15 protein-coding genes and 1 tRNA gene are annotated in these 20,945 nt (G+C 39.1%); 10 read left to right on the plus strand and 6 right to left on the minus strand.

Features of this window, described 5'->3' with window-relative positions:
- Positions 1 to 129: 129 nt before the first annotated feature.
- Positions 130 to 2,793, minus strand: coding sequence for a type I DNA topoisomerase (gene topA / locus LMH66_RS02405; RefSeq protein WP_229368316.1), 2,664 nt, complete (start codon positions 2,791 to 2,793; stop codon positions 130 to 132).
- 358 nt (positions 2,794 to 3,151) lie between these two features.
- Between topA and astB the strand changes: the two genes are divergently transcribed.
- Positions 3,152 to 4,486, plus strand: a complete 1,335-nt coding sequence (gene astB, locus LMH66_RS02410) for an N-succinylarginine dihydrolase (protein ID WP_102528352.1) — start codon at positions 3,152 to 3,154, stop codon at positions 4,484 to 4,486.
- A gap of 90 nt (positions 4,487 to 4,576) precedes the next feature.
- Here the strand turns inward: astB and LMH66_RS02415 are convergent, their stop codons facing one another.
- Positions 4,577 to 7,090: a hypothetical protein gene (locus LMH66_RS02415; RefSeq protein ID WP_420709396.1), complete on the minus strand. Its 2,514-nt coding sequence runs from the start codon at positions 7,088 to 7,090 to the stop codon at positions 4,577 to 4,579.
- A gap of 642 nt (positions 7,091 to 7,732) precedes the next feature.
- Here LMH66_RS02415 and LMH66_RS02420 point away from each other — a divergent pair.
- From LMH66_RS02420 to LMH66_RS02435, 4 genes are all read left to right on the plus strand, one after another.
- Positions 7,733 to 9,037, plus strand: a complete 1,305-nt coding sequence (locus LMH66_RS02420) for a dicarboxylate/amino acid:cation symporter (RefSeq protein WP_102528350.1) — start codon at positions 7,733 to 7,735, stop codon at positions 9,035 to 9,037.
- A 157-nt stretch (positions 9,038 to 9,194) separates the two neighbouring features.
- Positions 9,195 to 9,974, plus strand: coding sequence for a LysE family translocator (locus LMH66_RS02425; RefSeq protein ID WP_229368320.1), 780 nt, complete (start codon positions 9,195 to 9,197; stop codon positions 9,972 to 9,974).
- 225 nt (positions 9,975 to 10,199) lie between these two features.
- Entirely contained in the window at positions 10,200 to 10,874 is a 675-nt protein-coding gene (locus LMH66_RS02430; protein WP_229368324.1) for a response regulator, read from the plus strand.
- Positions 10,865 to 12,217 (plus strand): sensor histidine kinase, encoded by a 1,353-nt coding sequence (locus LMH66_RS02435; protein ID WP_102528347.1) that lies wholly within the window; start codon positions 10,865 to 10,867, stop codon positions 12,215 to 12,217. Before LMH66_RS02430 ends, LMH66_RS02435 begins: the two co-directional genes overlap by 10 nt.
- Before the next feature lie 41 nt (positions 12,218 to 12,258).
- On the opposite strand, the gene LMH66_RS02440 is transcribed toward LMH66_RS02435, so the two are convergent.
- On the minus strand, positions 12,259 to 12,954 hold the full coding sequence (locus tag LMH66_RS02440; protein ID WP_229368326.1) for a 2OG-Fe(II) oxygenase family protein: 696 nt from the start codon (positions 12,952 to 12,954) through the stop codon (positions 12,259 to 12,261).
- Positions 12,955 to 13,081: 127 nt separating this feature from the next.
- Between LMH66_RS02440 and LMH66_RS02445 the strand changes: the two genes are divergently transcribed.
- Positions 13,082 to 14,338 (plus strand): HD-GYP domain-containing protein, encoded by a 1,257-nt coding sequence (locus LMH66_RS02445; RefSeq protein WP_229368328.1) that lies wholly within the window; start codon positions 13,082 to 13,084, stop codon positions 14,336 to 14,338.
- Between the two features lie 84 nt (positions 14,339 to 14,422).
- On the opposite strand, the gene corA is transcribed toward LMH66_RS02445, so the two are convergent.
- Positions 14,423 to 15,370, minus strand: a complete 948-nt coding sequence (gene corA / locus LMH66_RS02450; protein ID WP_229368331.1) for a magnesium/cobalt transporter CorA — start codon at positions 15,368 to 15,370, stop codon at positions 14,423 to 14,425.
- 201 nt (positions 15,371 to 15,571) lie between these two features.
- Positions 15,572 to 16,600 carry a nucleoid-associated protein YejK gene (yejK, locus tag LMH66_RS02455; RefSeq protein WP_229368334.1) on the minus strand — a complete coding sequence of 343 codons (1,029 nt, stop codon included), beginning with the start codon at positions 16,598 to 16,600 and terminating at the stop codon, positions 15,572 to 15,574.
- A gap of 276 nt (positions 16,601 to 16,876) precedes the next feature.
- On the opposite strand from yejK, the gene LMH66_RS02460 reads away from it, so the two are divergent.
- The 4 genes from LMH66_RS02460 to LMH66_RS02475 all read left to right on the plus strand — a co-directional run bounded on the left by LMH66_RS02460 (position 16,877) and on the right by LMH66_RS02475 (position 19,768).
- A complete protein-coding gene (locus LMH66_RS02460; protein WP_102528342.1) occupies positions 16,877 to 17,095 on the plus strand; it encodes a YejL family protein in 219 nt (72 codons plus the stop codon).
- Between the two features lie 142 nt (positions 17,096 to 17,237).
- Positions 17,238 to 19,040 (plus strand): DUF3413 domain-containing protein, encoded by a 1,803-nt coding sequence (locus LMH66_RS02465; protein ID WP_229368337.1) that lies wholly within the window; start codon positions 17,238 to 17,240, stop codon positions 19,038 to 19,040.
- 108 nt (positions 19,041 to 19,148) lie between these two features.
- Positions 19,149 to 19,225: transfer RNA gene (locus LMH66_RS02470), tRNA-Pro, on the plus strand.
- Between the two features lie 195 nt (positions 19,226 to 19,420).
- Positions 19,421 to 19,768, plus strand: a complete 348-nt coding sequence (locus LMH66_RS02475) for a hypothetical protein (RefSeq protein WP_229368339.1) — start codon at positions 19,421 to 19,423, stop codon at positions 19,766 to 19,768.
- 78 nt (positions 19,769 to 19,846) lie between these two features.
- Here LMH66_RS02475 and LMH66_RS02480 read toward each other — a convergent pair whose 3' ends face one another.
- Positions 19,847 to 20,692, minus strand: coding sequence for a magnesium transporter (locus LMH66_RS02480; RefSeq protein ID WP_229368342.1), 846 nt, complete (start codon positions 20,690 to 20,692; stop codon positions 19,847 to 19,849).
- Positions 20,693 to 20,945: the final 253 nt, after the last annotated feature.

Below are 20,945 nucleotides of genomic sequence, written 5' to 3' on the forward strand. Positions count from 1 at the left end.
GTGCTATGATTACTTCTAGTACAGTTTCCTATAATGACATACAAAATCCGCTGACATCTTAAGCACAAAAAATGGGACCCAAAGGTCCCATTTTAAAATACTAACTAAACTAGCTTCAGTTCAGATAAATTAAGAGGCTTTTTTCTTAGCCGCTTTTTTAGCAGGTTTTTTCTTTGCCGACTCGCTTACCCACTTACCGCCGATAAACTTCGAAGACCAACCTGTTGCCTTGCCATCAACTTCAGTCGCAACGTATTGCTCCTTAGTTTTTCGGCTAAACTTAACAGCGGCTTTGTTACCATTATCATCAGTCACAGGCGCGTCAGCTAAAAATTGATACTTTGGCCATAATTGGTCACGGTAAGTAACAAGTTCTTCAACTAAAGGCGCTCTTGTCTCGCGAGATTTAGGGAACGTACTTGCAGCAAGGAAAATACCTGCAGCGCCATCACGCAATACAAAGTGCGCATCTGATTTAGTACATTTTAAATCTGGTAAGAAAATTGGGTCTTCTTTCGGTGGCGCCGCTTCACCGCTTCTCAGCAGTTTACGGGTATTCTTACACTCAGTATTAGTGCAACCAAAATACTTACCGAAGCGACCATTTTTAAGTTCCATATCATTGCCGCACTTATCGCACTCAATGATAGGCCCTTCATAGCCTTTAATTTTAAACTGACCAGCTTCAATCTCATAACCTTCACATGTCGGGTTGTTACCACAAACATGTAACTTACGAGATTCATCGATTAAATAGCTGTCCATTGCTGTGCCACATTTGCCACAACGATGTTTTGCACGTAATGCATCAGTTTCAGCATCTTCGTTATCGCTAACAGCCTCTTCACCAGGCGTTAAGTTCATGGTGGTTTTACAGCGCTCTTTTGGCGGCAATGCATAACCTGAACAGCCTAAGAAAACACCTGTTGTGCCTGTACGGATCCCCATTGGGCGACCACAAGTCGGACACTTGATATCTTCAGCTAGTACCATCTCGTTAAGACGCATACCGCCTTCTTCAGGATCTAGTTCAGCATTTTTTAGTTGCTTAGTTAAATCACCGTAGAAACCATCAAGAACAGTTTTCCACTCCAACTTACCTTGCGCAACATCATCGAGTGTTTGCTCCATGCTCGCAGTAAAGTCAAAGTTCATAATGTCACTGAAACTTTCGACTAAGCGGTCACTGACAATTTCACCCATTTTTTCAGCAAAGAAACGACGATTTTCAACTTTGACATAACCACGATCTTGAATCGTCGAAATAATCGTTGCATACGTTGATGGACGACCAATACCACGCTTTTCAAGCTCTTTAACTAAAGACGCTTCACTAAATCGTGCAGGCGGCTTAGTAAAGTGTTGCTTTGGCAATAAATCTTTAAGATCTAATACATCGCCTTTATCTAGTGCTGGCAGCGTATTGTCTTCTTCGTTTTTCTTGCCCATTGGCGGCTGAACTTTCGTCCAACCATCAAATCGCAGCGTACGACCACTCGCTTTAAGCTCGTATTCGCCTGCAGTCACAGTTAAACGCGTCGCATCATATTTAGCTGGCATCATTTGACAGGCGACGAATTGACGCCAAATCAACTCATAAAGACGCTGAGCGTCTCTTTCCATATCAGTTAGAGATGCTGACTGAACGATGACGTTCGACGGTCTGATAGCCTCATGCGCCTCTTGAGCGCCTTCTTTACTTCCATAACGAAGTGGCTGTTCAGGTAAATACTTCTTACCGAACTCAGAACCAATCATATCTCGCACGCCTTCAACTGCTTCTTTACTCAAGTTTGTTGAATCGGTACGCATATAAGTAATATGACCCGCTTCATACAAACGTTGTGCCATCATCATGGTCTTCTTAACACCAAAACCAAGACGCGTACTCGCTGCTTGTTGCAAAGTAGAAGTAATGTATGGAGCTGAAGGTTTACTTGAAGTGGCTTTATCATCACGACCTGTGACAACAAACTTCGCATCTTTCAATGCATCAAGTGCAACTTGTGCTTGCGCTTCATTAATTGGGCTGAAAGCGGCTGACTGAAACTTAGCCACTTGCATTTTTAACTTGTGCTGCTCAGGTGTGGCTAAATCGGCATGAACATCCCAAAATTCTTCAGGAACAAAAGCTTTAATTTCGCCTTCACGTTCTACCACTAGTCGCACAGCAACAGATTGCACACGACCTGCTGATAAACCACGCGCTACTTTTTTCCAAAGTAACGGAGATACCATGAAGCCCACAACACGGTCGAGGAATCGACGCGCTTGTTGAGCATTCACCATATTAGTATCTAGTACTGATGGTTCACTAAATGCATCTTGAATAGCTGACTTGGTAATTTCATTAAAGACAACACGTTGATAACGAGATTCGTCACCACCAATGATTTCTTGTAGATGCCAAGCAATTGCCTCTCCCTCTCTATCCAAATCGGTTGCGAGATAGATATGGTCAGCATTTTCTGCAAGTGCTTTTAATTCTTTAACGACTTTTTCTTTGCCAGGTAATATTTGATATTTGGCTGCCCAGCCTTTTTCAGGATTAATCCCCATACGGGCTACTAATGCGCGTTTATCGCGTTGTAGCTTGTACTTGGCTTTTTCTTCAGGGGCCATTTTCCTAACTTCAGCAGGGGTTTTAGTCGCAACCTTGCTGTCAGGCGATGATGATGTAGGCAAATCACGGATGTGCCCTACACTCGATTTAACGATGAATTCTTTACCAAGGTATTTATTAATAGTCTTGGCTTTGGCCGGCGATTCGACAATAACTAGCGATTTACCCATAGTTTAATTTGCGCCAAAAAGTCTCTGATAGATTAAATTGGTTCCATATATAGAGTGTTGAGACGAATGTTTCAAGTAAATACCTCTATTATGTGCCCAGCGAGCCATTTTTTAATCAATTATAAAAAATGACAAAAAATAATATTGCGTTAATTAAAAGTAATATTTCATTATTTATGGTCTAGCAAGTAAAAGTTGTGCATGTTTAGTCACTTTTTCGATTTTTGCGACCAAAGTCACCGCTTGTTAAGGCCTATTTCATCAGTATACTGGCTGTATTCTTGCATTGCCTAGCAGCAAATGAACTCATTTTCACAACAATTTTTATAACAATAATAAATAAATTTAAGGATAATAAATGAAGCACTTCGAAGCGAACTTTGATGGACTTGTCGGACCAACCCATAATTATGCAGGGTTATCTTTTGGTAATGTAGCCTCATATAGCAACGCTGCGCAAGCTTCAAATCCAAAGTCAGCTGCCAAACAGGGACTGAAAAAAGCCAAATCTCTTGCTGACTTAGGCATGATTCAAGGTGTTTTAGCTCCTCAAGAACGCCCAGATTTATATTCACTTCGCCGTATGGGGTTCTCAGGTTCTGATGCTGAGGTGCTTAATCAAGCCGCTAAGCATGCTCCTGCGTTACTTAATGCATGTTGTAGTGCATCATCTATGTGGACCGCAAATGCAGCGACAGTGTCTCCTAGTGCTGATACTCGTGATGGTAAAGTTCACTTCACACCTGCAAACTTAGTCGACAAGTTACACCGCAGTATTGAACCTATCACTACTGGTAATATCCTCAAAGCGACTTTTAAAGACGAGCGTTTCTTCAAACATCATCAACATTTACCAGAACACGCAAGTTTTGGTGATGAAGGCGCGGCTAATCATACTCGCCTGTGTAATGATTACGGTCACTCAGGTGTTGAGTTATTTGTATACGGCCAAGAAGCCACAAATCCGAATGCGATAAAACCGACAAAGTTTCCAGCTAGACAAACATTAGAAGCATCGCAAGCTGTTGCACGTTTGCATCAATTGGATGACGAAAGCAGTGTTTTTATCCAACAAAACCCTCATGTAATCGATCAAGGTGTTTTCCATAACGATGTTATTTCAGTAGGTAACCAGAATGTGTTGTTCTATCACGAACAGGCTTTTTTAAATACTGATGCGAAATTTGAAGAAATTCGACGCAAAATGAATGCTGATGTTCACTTTGTTAAAGTTTCTACTGAACAAGTCTCGATAAATGATGCAGTTAAGAGCTACTTATTTAATACCCAAATTATCACCCTACCCAATGGCGAAATGGCAATCATTGCCCCAACTAACTGCCAAGAAAATCCTGCAGTATTTGCCTACCTAAATGAATTAGTTACGTTAGGTACTCCTATCAAACAAGTTCAATATTATGATGTAAAGCAAAGCATGCAAAATGGTGGCGGCCCAGCTTGTTTACGTCTACGTGTTGCTATGAGTGAATTAGAAGTATCAGCAGTAAATCAACATACACTTATGAATGATGCGTTATTCAATAAGCTCAATGTTTGGGTAGATAAGCATTACCGTGACAGCTTAGAAGTAAAAGATTTAGCAGATCCACAACTTATTATTGAATCACGTACAGCATTGGATGAACTCACTCAAATCTTGAAACTTGGTAGTGTTTATCAGTTCCAAAAGTAATATCAATATATTTCACATATAATCATCAATAATGATTAACTAAATATCTAGAAATAAAAATGCCGCTCATTGAGCGGCATTTTTTGTCGATTAAAGTATATTAATAGGTATGGAAATAACTTCAGTTACTGTCCCAAGAGGTGTTTCAACAGTCACACTGAAAGTACCATTATTTGGCTCATCCTCACCTTTGAGTGAAACCGAGAATGAACGACCACCATTATAGTTTGAACTTGGCCAAGTATATTCAGACGTACTTGAAACTGAACCAGCAGAAGCAGCAAATGTTACAGTACTACCTGCCGGCATTTGCTGATTATGAAGATCTGAAAGTGTAAATTGAACACTTGCTGCACCTTTACCTATAATTTGAATTGGGAATGCTACGAGTTCACCATCAGTATCGTAATAGGCAGCAACATGCTCCCGGATAACTTTGATTGGTTCGCCATTTTCGTCCTCTCCCATAATTTCATCTTCTATTTGAATCTCTGTAGGTAAAGTAGAAACAGCATTACTGCCAGACATTACAATGACAATGCTTCTGCGCACAAATAAAGACTTAGAATCAGTGACTCCATCAGCACATCCTGCATGCACTGGATCAGAACATAAAACCCCGTTATACAAACTATCTGCAGTATCGAAAACTCCATTTACATTAAAGTCAATTAACTTTTCCAGAGAGCCACCATCTAGACCTTTCAATGAATCAGAAGCTTGTGGGTTAAATACAGTATCTTCGTTATAATCATTAAACGCATCATCTAAATCAAATTTCTCACCGCTTACATCTGTACCAGTTAAAAACTCATTCATTTCATCAGCATCAAAACGACCATTACCATTTAAATCAGGGAAAGACTCTTCACCAATTGCTGTAGCAGTAATCGTTGCACGACCACCATATGGCTGACCATAAAAATTGCCATAAACGATATTATCTTCTTCACAAGTTGGGTCTTCGGACTTGTCAGTCAGTCTATAGCATTTTAATTTAGCTTGTGGGCTTAATATTTGATTACCAAGCGCATCAAAAAAGCTCTTACCCTCAGGTCTTGGTAATTGAGAGGTCCACATAACTGAACAAGCACCATTGATAGTTTGACATGCATCTTCAATAGAACCGCCTTCAGTGGTAAATGATACAGTTGTTCCATCTGGTACAGGGTTATTAAATGCATCTGCCATTCTAGCTGTTACTTCTACCTCAGTACTTTCTTTATTCCATCCTTCAGCATTGCGAATAGTTGAAGATAATGAAAAACTATCCTGGTCAGGAATACCTGTTGAAACAATAAGCTGTTTCGATTGGCTTGATATAGCTGGAACTGCATCACTGTCAACCGTTGCAGTCACACGTACAGAAGTCGCTACCGTACCTGTCGTTACTACACTCTGAACGATACCGTCATTATTAGTAGTTGCATTAGGTGGTTCAATTGAGATGCCACCAATGTCTGTATTTAATGCAAAATCTACCTTTTGATTCGCGACAACGTTACTATTTTTGTCTAGAACTTGAAATTTAACCACTGAAGATTCAATACCACCTGTGCCTAATATGCCAATACTTTCTGGCTCAGCTGATACGAACACAATACTGCCTATTTCAGATGGTAAAACATTAATAGTGGCCACAGCTGATAAACTAATACCGCCAGCGTTAGCTGTGACATTAATTTGATCTTCGCCAACACAACCTTGAGCAAGGTATGTCGAAGTGGCAATTCCGTTAGACGATGATACAGGTGAGCTTAACTCTGCCTGAGCAGGATTTTTTGTCGCACAAGTAGAAGAAAAGTTCACATCAATTGGTTGTGTGAATGGGTTACCATCTTCATCCTGAATAAGCACATTTATAGTCGCTGTTCCCCCAGCAGTTAAACCATCTGGAGAGTCGTCAGCAAGAATAACTTCAGCTTGACCTTCAACAAATGGTGAACCACTTCCCATAACAACGTTAGTTGCACCGACAATGACAATTGCCTCACCTTTTTCACCTGAAGTAAGCGAAGCAGTAACAATACCTGCACCTAATGAACTTCCAGCATATATATCAACAGATGCTTTTCCTTCATCATTTGTAACGGCTGAAGTTATTGGTAAGTCACCAATTTCTGATACAAAAGATACAATAGTGGGTTTATTGATACCCGTAACAGTTGCAACTAAAACACCAGGAACCAGTGTACTAATAGTATCAACTTCATCTCCTGTAGAATTGAGTAATTGAAGGGTAACAAGTGCTCCACCTCCAGCTTCGCCGCCATCACCCACCATAGTGAAAGCCGAACTATCTGATTCGCCAGATTCTATTGTTGCAGAAACAGAGCCAGAACCTGCAATTTCTGCAGAAAACAATTTAATAGTTGCAATACCATCAGTATCCGTAACAGCAGTCGCTGTTGTAACATCGAAACTACCTAAATCAGAATCATTTAACGCAAAAGTAACAAGCTCGCCTTCTATAGCTCCATTAATAGAGTTCGAAACAAGCGCAGTAAGAGTTGAACCATCAATAGCATTAATAGTGGTTGTTGAAAGCGAAAGCTCCACTGTCGTGACATTGACTCCGCCACCGTCATTTCCATCACCCTTCATTGTTAATGCAATAGAGGTAGACTCACCACTTTCAATGGTTGCACTAACACTTCCTGAACCAGCAATATTGGCTGACAGTATATTAATAGTTGCGATACCTGATGAATTAGTTACAGCTGTCGCAGTTTCATTACTGAAAGTACCTAATTCAGCATTGTTTAATGCAAAAGTGACTAATTCCCCACTTACCGCTCCATTTGTAGAGCTCGTAACTGTTGCTGTTAATACTGCCCCAGTTGTTGCATCAACTTCTACATCAGATGCAACCGATGACGATAACTCTATTGAAATTGTTTCTGTTGGAGTCGTCCCTCCTCCACCATCATCAGAAATGCTTCCCCCACCACTACAAGCAAAAAGAAAAATTGAACTTAAAAGCGCTAAAAATAGTCTTTGTGCTGACCTCATTGTCAGTCTCCCTGTTACATTAAAATCGTACTTAAGATTTATAATAGTTACTTATCTCGTCATATTACACAAAATTCTGGCAACTTTTTTGTTACTCTACTGTTTTCTTCGGCATTTTTCCTTAAAAACTTTAACTTTTATGCCGTTTCATAAGATTTATTTTCCTGCTACGCTTTAAAAGATAAAAAATATAAATCATCAAAAATCGATGAATGAGATTGGAAGGAAGTAGTTTTGAATAAAAATAGTAAGCTTGGTTTAACAAGCAAGATCTTGATAGGTATGGGTGCGGGTATTCTTCTCGGATTGATTTTGAGAAACGTATTTCCAGATAGCCTATTTGTAAAAGATTATATTACTGAAGGTGTTCTACACGTTGTTGGGACCATCTTTATCTCAAGTTTGAAAATGTTAGTTGTGCCATTAGTTTTTGTTTCATTAGTTTGTGGTACTTCTTCCCTAAGTGACCCTTCAAAGTTAGGACGTTTAGGAGGCAAGACCATTGCCTTTTATATGTTCACGACAGCCATTGCACTCACCGTTGCGATTTCATTAGCTATCTTAGTTCATCCAGGTAACGCCTCGTTGGCAAGTTCAGCGATGGAATTCAGCGCTAAAGATGCACCAAGTCTTGCTGAAGTTGTGATTAACATCGTCCCAACAAACCCAATTGAAGCGATGAGCCAAGGTAACATGCTGCAGATTATTATTTTCGCAGTCATCTTTGGTTTTGCTATATCTCACATTGGGGAACGTGGTGCTCGAGTGTCTGCTTTATTTAATGATTTAAATGAAGTGATCATGCGCGTTGTGACATTAATCATGCAACTGGCTCCTTACGGTGTATTTGCGTTAATGGCCAAGCTAAGTTTGACCTTAGGCTTAGAAACATTAGGCAGTGTGGTTCAATACTTCTTCCTAGTTATTTTTGTATTGCTGGTACAAGCACTTGTCGTTTACCCAACATTACTGAAAACATTTACGGGTCTAAACCCATTCATGTTCTTGCGTAAGATGCGTGATGTACAATTATTTGCATTCAGTACAGCAAGTTCAAATGCAACCTTACCGGTTACGATTGAAACCTGTGAACATCGCTTAGGTGCTGATAATAAAGTCGCTTCATTTACCTTGCCTTTAGGTGCAACTATCAACATGGATGGCACAGCCATCATGCAAGGGGTTGCGACGGTATTCATCGCGCAAGTCTTTGGTATTGAATTAAGCCTAATGGATTATGTTACTGTTGTCGTAACAGCCACATTAGCATCAATTGGTACTGCGGGTGTTCCAGGTGTTGGATTAATCATGCTTGCCATGGTACTAAACCAAGTAGGCTTACCCGTTGAAGGGATTGCACTTATTATTGGTGTTGATCGCTTACTCGACATGATCCGTACTGCTGTTAACGTAACCGGTGATTCTGTAGCAACAGTTGTTATTGCCAAATCTGAAGGTGAATTCAACGAAGAAACTTTCAATGACTCACAAGCAGGTAAAGTTGGTTCAAGCTTTGAAGAGCAAGTTAAAAATGCCTAATGGCAATTAACGAATACTAATAAGTTTATAATCAAAACGTTATTACAACCAAAGGCGCCGTATGGCGCCTTTTTAGTTTTTAAGATAACCTAGCCTGAGCCTATATTTTCAATACTTATATTTAAGTATATTTATTACACTTTAATTCGGATATAAAATGGATTTTGCTCTTCTATCAACGCTCGCTGTTATTCACTGTCTTGCACTCGTTAGTCCTGGTCCTGATTTTGCGATTATTGTAAAAACCTCAACCCAACAAACTCGACAAACAGCATTAATGTGCGCTTTTGGTATCAGCATCGCAATTTTAGTCCACAGTTTGCTGTCGCTTTTAGGGATTAGTTTAATGATCCAACAGTCAGAAATGGCTTATCTTGCAGTACAGATAATTGGCATTAGTTACCTTGCTTACATGGGATTTGGTGCATTAAGTTCAGTATTAAAATCATTTAAAACACATTCAAACCCTTCTTCAGCAAATAACAATGCTGTAGGAGAAGACGTTGCGGACGCGAATCTTGAGCCTGACATAGCAAATAATGTAAAAAGTAATATTGAAACGGCTAATACTGAAACGGCTAATACTAAAAATAGTAAAGATTCAACAGAAAACTTAAATGTACTCACTCCAGCAAAAGGGTTTCGTTTAGGCTTATACACCAACATGCTTAACCCTAAAGCACTGATTTTCTTTATCACTATTTTCACCGTTTTGGTGACCCCTCAAGTCACGACCGAAACAAAAGTCGCTGCCGCGAGCCTACTATTTATCTTGTCTTTATTTTGGTTTAGCTTTCTTGCGATAGTATTAACAAAGCCCGTGATTCAGCATAAAATGGCAAAAGGTAGCAGATTAATCGACGCGATAACTGGTGTGATATTCATGGGCGTTGCTATCACGATTTTGGTTAGTTTACTAAATGACTATCTCGCTTAGTCGATCCGTTTACATTAACCCCTGCTAAAAATAGCTGCTTGTCGAACTAGTTATTAACAATTACAGTCAGTAATGGTTAAGTAAAGATAAGTTAATATTTTTATCAAATTCATCGTAAGCAAACCGTTATTTAAGATTAACTTACTAATAGCTAAACATTGCAAAATCGTTTTTTGTTCCTGAGCTAAATATGGAGTTCACACATTTATTTCTAAGAGTATTAATATGAGAATTTTAGTCATTGAAGACGATCCAATCTTATCCCATCATCTAAACGTACAGCTGTCTGAATTAGGTAACCAAGTACAAGTTGCACTGACTGCCAAAGAAGGCTTTTATCAAGCGACTAATTACCCTATTGATATCGCCATTGTGGATTTAGGCTTACCTGACAAAGACGGAATAACCCTGATATCTGAAATCCGTAATGCGGATGTTAAGGCCCCTATTTTGATTTTGACTGCCAGAGTGAACTGGCAAGATAAAGTCGAAGGATTAAATGCAGGCGCTGACGATTACTTAGTCAAACCATTCCAAAAAGAGGAACTAGTGGCACGTTTAGATGCTTTAGTTAGACGTAGCGCTGGTTTTGTAAAACCGACAATCAGTAGTGGTACTTTACAGCTCGATTTAGCGGCAAAACAAGTTAGTCTGAATGATGAAAACATGGAAGTGACCGCATTTGAATACCTCATTTTAGAATACTTGATGCGACATTGTCATGAGGTGGTGGCGAAACAACGCTTATTAGACGTGGTCTATGGCGACAAAGAAGGTGACCCTAATACCATTGAAGTTATGGTAAGTAGAATTCGTAAAAAGCTCAATAAAGGTGGGATTGAAAACCCAATTGCCACTATTCGCGGCCAAGGATATAAATTTAATTTACCATGCAGCTAAATTTTATGCCCAAAAAGCGTCTACTCACACGGATGTTTATTACTTCGTTAACCATCATTGCATTGGTGGGCTTTGGGCTTGCATGGTCTGTGACCATTTTACATGCTCAAAATAGCTATAATAAAGAAACCTCACAACTGATTGCTGAAATGCCTCAAATTGCGGCAGAGCTCAGAGAGCACGATCTCATTCCTGCTGACAATAATTGGCTCAATGAAAATAATAAACAAAAAAGCTATATGATGGCCAGTTGTACACAAACCTTTGACGAAGTTTGGGTTTCCACACTGGCAAGAAAGAGTGGTCTTAACAATATATGTCAGCGATTTGAGTCAATAGCAGACACAAGCCCTCCCTATTACCTCACCATGTCAGATAAAAAGTCCTACTTTGCCTACCTTTTACCCGTTGAGTTAAATCAAACTCAATACAATATGGTGGTATTAAAAGATGCTGATTCTGTTGAAAACGAATTCAAACGCTTCAAAAAACTCACCTACCTTCGTTTGACTGTCGTGATGATGCTCGCATTTATATTACTGATTAGTGCCGCTTATTGGGGAATGCGCCCTATGGCAAGACTAAAAAGTGAATTACAAGCCATTGGTGATGGCAAAAAGGAGGCACTTTCTGACGGTTACCCCCATGAACTAGAAGGCGTAACCCAAGCACTAAACCAATTATTAGTCCAGTCAAGCGATCAGCAGGAACGCTACCAAAATGCGATGAATGATTTGGCCCATAGTCTCAAAACACGATTAGCAGCTGTGCATGCCATTACTGATGATCATTCTTTGAGTAAAGCTGATGCCAGTGACAAGATTATGCAGCAAGTAGGTCAAATGGATCAGCTGGTAAAATATCAATTAAAGCGCGCACTGGTTGGACGCCAAGGCCTAGTTCACGAACAAACACTCGTTCGTCCAATGGTTGAGCAACTTTCGCAAATGCTATTTAAGATTTACCGTGACAAAGGTGTGAAGTTTACGGTTAATGTTGACCCTGAAGTTAGCTTTCCGATTAATAAAGGCGATCTAATGGAACTTTGCGGTAATTTGATGGAAAACGCTTTCAGACTGTCCATTAGCGAAGTGATAATTTCAGCAAGAATCGACCTTGACGGCAATGCAACACTCATCGTCGAGGATGATGGGCCTGGAGTTGACGATGCAATAAAAGAGCGAATTTTACAACGCGGCGTAAGAGCAGATACCCAATCACCAGGACAAGGGATTGGGCTAGCTGTCTGTAATGAGATTGTAAGCAGTTATCATGGCTTACTGTCTATTACCGAAAGTCATTTACTAGGCGCAAAATTCACCATAAAAATTCCACCACAATAATAAAGTAACGAGGGTTTATCTCTTCGTTATCATTTTATTTATTATTTGATTGGCGCATATAAATGCTCTGCTTTGTTAAACATAATCCATGAAGTCGCAATATACTTATCACTGCTGATAGGTGTATTACCTTTATGGGTATGAGTAAATCCAGCAGGCGCTATTACCATGGTTCCTTTTTGAGGTTTAATCGACTTGTTTTGATAATAAAACTCAGTTTCACCGCCGTCTTCTACATCATTAAGGTAAAACATATATAGCAGCACGCGATGCAGTGCTTCATGTGAACCTGTTTGTGGGAAATGTTCTGAATGCCAATGCGGGTATCCGCCGACACCTTGATTGTATTTCTGTAAATTGATGACACCACTTCGATATAAATACTTAGTTAAAGCTTCAGCTCTTGGCTCCCCCAATAAAGCAAAGTTATCAGGCGATAAAGTCGCAGGTTTTCCTTGTTCGTCAGCAACAGACACAGATACAGCTCCCATTAGAGCCATTGGGTATTGTTTAAAGTAATCTGCAGTATGTTTTAAGGTATTTTGTAACAGCTCATTTTTAAGCTGTGTCATATCCTTATGATTATCTAGAGTTAAATCAAAACTTCGTTTCTTATCTCTATCGACTCCTTGACCAGTTTTACCTTCAATAACACCATCATGTTGTTCAAATGCATTGATTAACCTGTCACAGAGATCATCAGTTAATGCATTTGGAATGACTTCAATAAAATCCATATTAAATCAGCACTTTTTATAATGTAATGATAATATGCTGCCATGGAATTGATAAATTGGCAAAACAGTCAGCTCATCATTGGCAATTCAAATTATAAAAGATGGCTTCGGGTACTTGCTTTAACCTATGAAAAACTCTGTAAAAGTTTCTATTAATCAAATTCAAGTGGGTAACTTTATTCGCTTACCTGTCTCGTGGAAAGATCACCCCTTTCTGTTCAGCAATTTTAAAGTCAAAACCCAATCTCAAATTGAATTAATCAAAAGCCTCGGGATTGAACAAGTCTATTTTGATACCGAACGCAGTGATGTGAAGCTACTTGATAAAGAAGAAGCTAAGTCAAAAGCCGGATTGATTAAAGAAGATGGCTTAGATGAACTCAAGCTTGAGATGGATCAATACAAGCAAGATCAAATTGAATCGCAAAAAAAACTTCGTCGCAGTATCAAGAAAACTGAACAACAATTTGACCGTTCTTTGTCTATGATGCGATCGACAGTTTCAAAGTTAGGAAGCCGTCCCTTAAACTCTGTTAATGATGCGAAAGACATGGTTAGCTCAATGACAAATATGTTACTGAGCTCTGATGATTTAGTTTTACATTTAATGGGCGATGCTAAGCCCGGTGACTTGATTTACCATCACTCTTTAAACGTTTCCGTTATGTGTATGATGTTGGCTAAAAGCTTAAATTGGAATCGAGAAGATATAGAATTAATCGGTTTAGGTGCCTTATTTCATGATGTTGGCAAACTCAAAATACCCAGTAATATTCTCAATAAGCAAGTGCCGCTAACTAAACCAGAACAAAACCTGATTAAGCAGCATCCATTAATGAGTCTGAACTTTCTCAAATTAGCAGATACCTTCCCTGAGCAAGCTAAACCTATGATTGCTAACCATCATGAATTTATTGACGGTTCAGGCTACCCTAAAGGCTTAAAGGGTGATGATTTAGACAAATTCTCTCAGTTAATCGCTGTGGTCAATGAATACGATGATTTATGTAATGGCACCAAAACCTCAAAAGCCAAAACCCCATACGCATCACTTGGCTTAATTTATAAAAACTACCAAAAAAAGCTTAATACTGAATATGTTGGCAAACTAATCAAAACTATCGGCATTTATCCACCGGGCAGTGTAATTGAGTTATCCAGTGGTCAGTTTGGTATGGTGATGTCGGTTAATCTGAATAAAATCTTATTTCCGCAAATCATGCTGTACGATCCTTTAGTACCAAAAGAGCAAGCACCGATAATTGATTTAGAGCGTGAAGAAATCAGTATCGTACGCTGCTTACCAGTATCAGCCTTGCCTGAAAATATTTTTAAATATCTAAACCCACGAGAGCGAATTAGCTACGGTATCGGTAAGCCATAGTCTGTATATAACAAGCACAAAAAAACCATTAATAACTCAGTTATTAATGGTTTTTTATCTTAAAGACCAAACCGTTAAATGGCTTTATAACCAACCTTTACGTTTAAAAAATAAATAAGTACCACTGGCACTGGCAAGCATTAACCCAATCGCCATAGGGTAACCAAAGCGCCAATCTAGTTCTGGCATATTGGCAAAATTCATTCCATAACTACTGGCAATCACGGTCGGAGGTAAAAATACCACCGCAGCAACCGAGAATATTTTAATAATTTTGGTTTGTTGAATACCACTAAAGCCCATTGCAGCATCCAGTAAGAAATTCAATTTATCAAAAATGAACTGACTGTGAGGCATTAAGGATTCAATATCAGATAACATCTCACGTAAGTCTTTAATGTTCTCTTCAGATAAATGCTCACGATAATAACGCTGAATGTATCTTAACGAACGCTGCGTATCGAGCAAGCTCAAACGAATTTTGCCGTTCGAATCTTCTTGCAAGGTGATCATCTTGAAAACTTCATCTAATTCTTCATCATTAAACACTTTCGAGCTGACATTATCTAAGACCGCATACACGTCTTCGATTAAATCTGATAAATAATCAACTTTCAGATGGAATAACTCCAGCATTAAACCTTGAGGTGTCGTGGCATCTAAACGACCTAATCGTAAATAGTTACGCAGCAGGCGAATAAGACCGACATCTTCTTCACGAATGGTCAGTAAAAAATCTTTACGTAAGTTAAATGACACGTTAATTGCACGCACATCAGACCCAGAACGCTGCGGGAACAAAGAATTAATATGCAGACCATCTTTACTCTGAAAAAAACGTGCTGAAGCTTCAATTTCATTGATATCTTCTTCGTCAGGTACTTCCTCTACCGAAAAACGACTCAACCATTCCCTTTCATCATCATTGGGCTTGAACATATCTAACCATAATGTTTGTTCGGGTATACTGTCGTGAACATTGAGTTCGTGGACCGTTAACTCTCGCTGATTATAAACATAGGCTGTTATCATGCTTCCCCCCTAGTAACCACTTAAAAAGCAATCACCGTCAATAGGTTAAATTTTTGGCTAGTGTACTAAAATAATCTAAAAATAAAACTGATAAATGTCATAACAAGCAAATAACATCGAATATTAACTGAAAACCTTAATTTCACATATTAAAAGCAAAAAAAAGCGTCCAAATGGACGCTTTAATTTAAATTTGATGTTTTATTCACCTTTAAGGCGACGATCTAACTGATCTTTTAAGTTTGCTGGTACACCTTTAATCAATAAGGTATCTGAAATAGGATCATATATAACTCGCTCACCTAAATGGCAGCCATCAAAACTTAGTGTCACGCCGCCGCCAGTACCTGAAAACTTCTTCAAGGTGCGTAAGCTAGCTTTATCGGCAGGAAACTCTTCATCTAATTCATAAGTTCCACCACAGGCAAAGTCATAAAAAGAATCCATACCCGAGTCAGCAAGTTCATCAGCTAAATCTTTTACTTCAATGTCAGCACCTTCATCAGCGCGTTCACTGCAGTAATCAAACACTTTATCACGGCATTGTTGGCGTTCATCTTTAGTCAATTCACTGCTGGCAACAAAATCCTCAACTGCGTGCATTAAGGTTTTATTCTGTGCTTTAGTGTTAACACCTTCAACACAACCCATGAAATCTAAGAAGAAATCAGCCACTTTACGGCCTGCACGACCGCGAACAAATGAAATATATTTGCGCGATTCTTTATCTGCTTGCCATTCTGTTAAATCAATACGTGCAGCTAACTGAACATTAGTTAGATCCAAATGATTATTCTGCGATAGCTCCATATCATCTAAAACAGTCATCGATGGTTTAGCATTCAATAAGGCAACAAATAAATAGTCACTTGTCATGCTGGTATAACATGACATCAATAAGAAGCCACCTTGGCTAAAGTCATATTTTGCGAGTTCCTCTTGGAGTAATTTACTCGCCGCACTACTGAACTCAACAAAGCCTAACTCGCCGCTACGATATTCATTTAATGCATTAGAAAAAGCCGGATTTGCTTCACCATCTTCGCCATGAGTACCAAAGAAACCAAAGCCTTTACCCGCTTTTCCAGTGTAAGTTTGATGTAATTCTTCCAACATAGACTCAACAGCATTGCTATTTAATAGCGGCTGCGGTCTAAGACGACAACTTAACTGTCCCTGACTGTCTTGGGAAATTTCGTGGATAATTGCTTGCTCGATATTGATGCTCATAAGCCCTGACTGATCTCTATTAATGGAAGCGAAATAGCGTTCAATATCATAACAGACCAGAGTAAAAAGTCTTAAAAAAATCTTCGCAAAAATGCGCAATTACAAATCAGTTAAGCTAAATAAACTTCAGCAAAGCGATAAGAGCCAAAGGGGTTAATAAACTCAGATAAACCGCTGAGATTTGATGTAATTTTGAACATTAGAAACTTGCAGCAACAGCGGATGAAATCCGATATAATAATGGGCTAATTCATTACTTTTTGAACTTTTCTGATTATGGCTATCCAATCTAAATATACCAACACCCAAGTTGAAGCATTAATAACTGAGCTTTTAGCAGTACTTAATAAGCACCAAGCACCAACTGATTTAAGCCTGATGGTATTAGGCAATTGCGTTTCACACTTACTTGAAAACAAAGTACCGAGTGAATCTCGTCAAGCGGTAGCTGAACAGTTCGCTAAAGCATTAGCACAATCAGTTAAAGCTGACTAAGTAAAACTCAAGACCCAAAGATAGGTCTAAGTTAAAGATCAAACTAAACGCCATTTAAATTGTTCAAAGATATGCTATTTTTATACTTTGCATCAGGGCTAATAGATTTTGATTCCAGATAGGATTAGGAAAACGATACCGCATGGTTGAGCGTAAAAAACAGATGACCCGTGACAAAGTGTCACGCCTTGTAAATTGGGGCCATTGGTTTGCCTTCTTTAATGGCTTTTTAGCTATGATAATTGGCGCCCGCTATTTAAGCAGTGTAGGTTACCCAGAAACCATTATTGGTTGGGGCTACCTAGCTATTAGCACCATTGGTCATTTCAGTTTTTTAGCCTTCATTGTCTATGTCGTCTTTCTATTCCCTATTACCCTTTTACTACCTTATTCAAAAATATTACGCGGTTATGCCGCACTCGTTGCGACAATAGGCCTGTGTATTTTGCTTTATGACACCATTGTCTTTGATGATTATGGTATTCATTTAAGTCCTTTTGCGTTCGATCTTGCTTGGACAGATCTCAATGCTCTGTTAAAAAGTACCTCCTATATCGCTACCCCGACAGCGATTATATTAATTGAACTGACCGCTGCTAATTTTATTTGGAAACGAATTGAAAAATTAGAGAAAAAGCAGTTTGGTAATAAAGCAATAGCCTTCGTCGGCATATGCTTTATCAGTAGCCATTTAGTCCATATTTGGGCAGATGCCTCTGATGTAACTCAAATTACCCGTTTTGATGACACTTATCCGCTATCTTATCCTGCTACGGCCCGCTCTTTCATGGAGAGCCACGGCATTGAAGGAACCAATAGTGACGATAGCCGATATCAAACCAAATCAAGAAACCTCAGCTACCCAATACTGCCTTTGCAATGCAAAGATCCTGCACTGCTTTCACAACAAACTAATGTGCTAATTATTTCTGTTGATGGTTTAAGAGCTGATATGGTCAATGAACTCACCATGCCATTCTTAACCCAGTATCAGAATGACAATAAACAATTTACTGACCATTTCAGTGGCGGAAATCAATTTAAAACCGGCATATTTGCCATGTTTTATGGCTTACAGGGTAACTATGGTGATAGAAAAGAGTTTTATCACACGCCGCCAGTTATGACTGTGGCGATGGATCAAGCGGGTTACCAGCAAGCTATTTTTCTATCTGAAGAAAATGAAAAAGTATTCGACAATCGCTCAATATTTGACGGACTCTCTGTCATAACTAACGAGAGTGAAGAAGGCAGCGCGCAAACAGACATGAAAAATGTTCAGGCGTTTATTGATTGGAGCGCAAGTCAGCAATCTCATTGGTTCTCGCTAGTCAATTTATCTGCCCCAAAACATTATGACACTCCAATTGGCTTTTTAGGGATTGAAACGATTAAGCCGCACATTGATGTAAAGCCAGCACAAAAAGTATTGTATAACCAATATCGACAGTCTTTGTACTTTATTGATCAACAACTTAAAGAGTTACTTAATCATGTTGGTGATGACACTCTCATCATGATTACTGGTACCCATGGACAAATATTTAGCAGTAATCCATCTGAGGTTAACCAAGATCTTTCCCCTGGTAATGTTAAAGTGCCGTTTGTCATGCATTGGCCAAAAGTATCTGCTGATACTGTCAGCTATCGCACCAGTCATTTTGGTATTGTACCGACAATAATGAGCCAAGTATTACATTGTAATAACTCAACTACGGACTACAGTTCTGGCTATAGCCTGCTACAACCTAGTCAGCAAAAATGGGTTTATATTGGTGATAGCCGCACCTTTGCTATATATCAAAAATCTGAGATTACTGTTTTAGACCGCCATGGGAAATATCGTATTTATGATATTAATTACCAGAAACAACTTAAACAAAAACTGAGTGCTCCCGAGCTTATTCAAGTGATGCGTGAAGGACGAAGACTTTACAATCAATAATATTAAATTGATTTATCGTTTACTTAACAATCGATTGAAAGTATTTTTCACCAAACAGGTTGCCTGAAAAATACCTTATTGATAGTCTATACAGCGAAACAGAATGCTCGGGATATGGCCTAGTCCGGTAAGGCGCTTGTCTGGGGGACAAGAGATCACAGGTTCAAATCCTGTTATCCCGACCACTTTTTTTCACCTCTGTAATTTCCCTTGTTTTTATTCTCAGTTAATTCGATTAAACCTAGACTATTAGACCTTTGTCACCTAAAGCACACTTCAAAACGTCGTTTTGTGATTTACGCATGAGAATATATTCTCCTTTGCCGCTATATTGCCGCCTCTTAGCCTAATTTCACTTAAATTTGTAGAAGGAAACTACCATGTGGTGGCGCCTTGTTTTTATCACTTTAGCTTATATATTACTGGCAGCGCATTTCATGCGTTACGGTCAAATAAATCTAGCAGTGTTGTGCACCATGCTGCCGTTGCTGGCATTACTCAAAAATAACCTCATAAATCGAATCCTTCAATTAGGTCTCCTCGCTGGCACATTTGGCGTCTGGGGCGTTGTTACTTTCCAATATATTGACCTTAGAATTTCCATGCAGCAAGACTGGTACTTGCTCGCCGTAATTATGGGCAGTGTTATTGGCTTCAGCTTATTCTCAAGTTACTGTATAAATGGCTTAGTTAACCCTCCAAAACATAAAAATTGTTTATTTAGATAGCCAGAATTAGACACAAAAAAGCCGAGTTCAACTCGGCTTTTTTGTGTCTGGTTAGTGGTATTTTGCCAAATAATTTTGTTAGCTAATGCCTAAGAACGCATTCACAATACTGAAGTAAATCCACATACCAGAAATATCGACAATCGACGCCAGTAATGGGCTAACAAGTACTGCGGGATCTAATTTACATGCTCTAGCAATAATCGGTAACACACCACCAAGTGTTGTTGATATGCTGATTTGAATAAACAGTGCCACAGCAACTGCACTGGCAATAAGCTCTAACTCAAAGCCTCCCGTTGACATACCATCACTGAAAAACATCACCCTTGCGACAATAACAAGCGCAATCACCAAACCAATAATTAACGCCACTCTGCTTTCTTTCCAAAGTACCGACAACCACTGACGCTTTTTAAGCTCTCCAGTGGCGAGTGCTCTAATCACTAAGGTTGCCGCTTGAGCCCCAGTGTTACCACCAGCAGCTGCAATAACAGGCATATAAATCGCTAACAGCATTAATTGGCTCAGGGTATCTTCATAACTGGTAATAATTAACCCTGATACAATCCCTAACAACGCTAAACCTATAATCCAGCCTATTCGCTGCTGAACGTGGGCGAAAACCCCTGTGTTTAAATAGCCTTTGTGGGGTTCAACCTCTGAGAGAATGATCCCTAACTGATGAGCAAAATGCCTTGCTCTAACATCTTCACCAACAATATCTAATTCAGCAATCAACTTTTGCACATGCACAACAGAGCACCCACCAAGAATATTAACTGCGTCTTCAATAGGCATTGAGGTCAACAACGCTATTTGTTCATCTTGAGTGTATTGAGTAAATATTTTGGTATTTGGGGTAGACTCTTCATTCGTTAATGACACTGAATCATAAGCTAAGGCTTTATTCATTAGCTTCATGGTATATCTCTCTATCATGTATAGCTTAACCAACCAATTGATAAACGGCAGGTATTATCCATTAGCCACCTTTAAAAGATGCTAATCATTTTAAATACAAATGTATTTGTGGTGTCGAGTAGAGATTTGGGAGAAAAAATAAAAAGATAACAGCATATTGAATGTGTTCTAAGCCACTGAAGGGCTGAACAAAATTGACAGGCCGACAGGTGTTATTTTTCTCCCTTTCTACTAGGAGGATAGTCGGTCGTTT

Source organism: Shewanella sp. 10N.7 (assembly GCF_020806285.1).
Taxonomy (GTDB): Bacteria; Pseudomonadota; Gammaproteobacteria; order Enterobacterales; family Shewanellaceae; genus Shewanella; species Shewanella electrodiphila.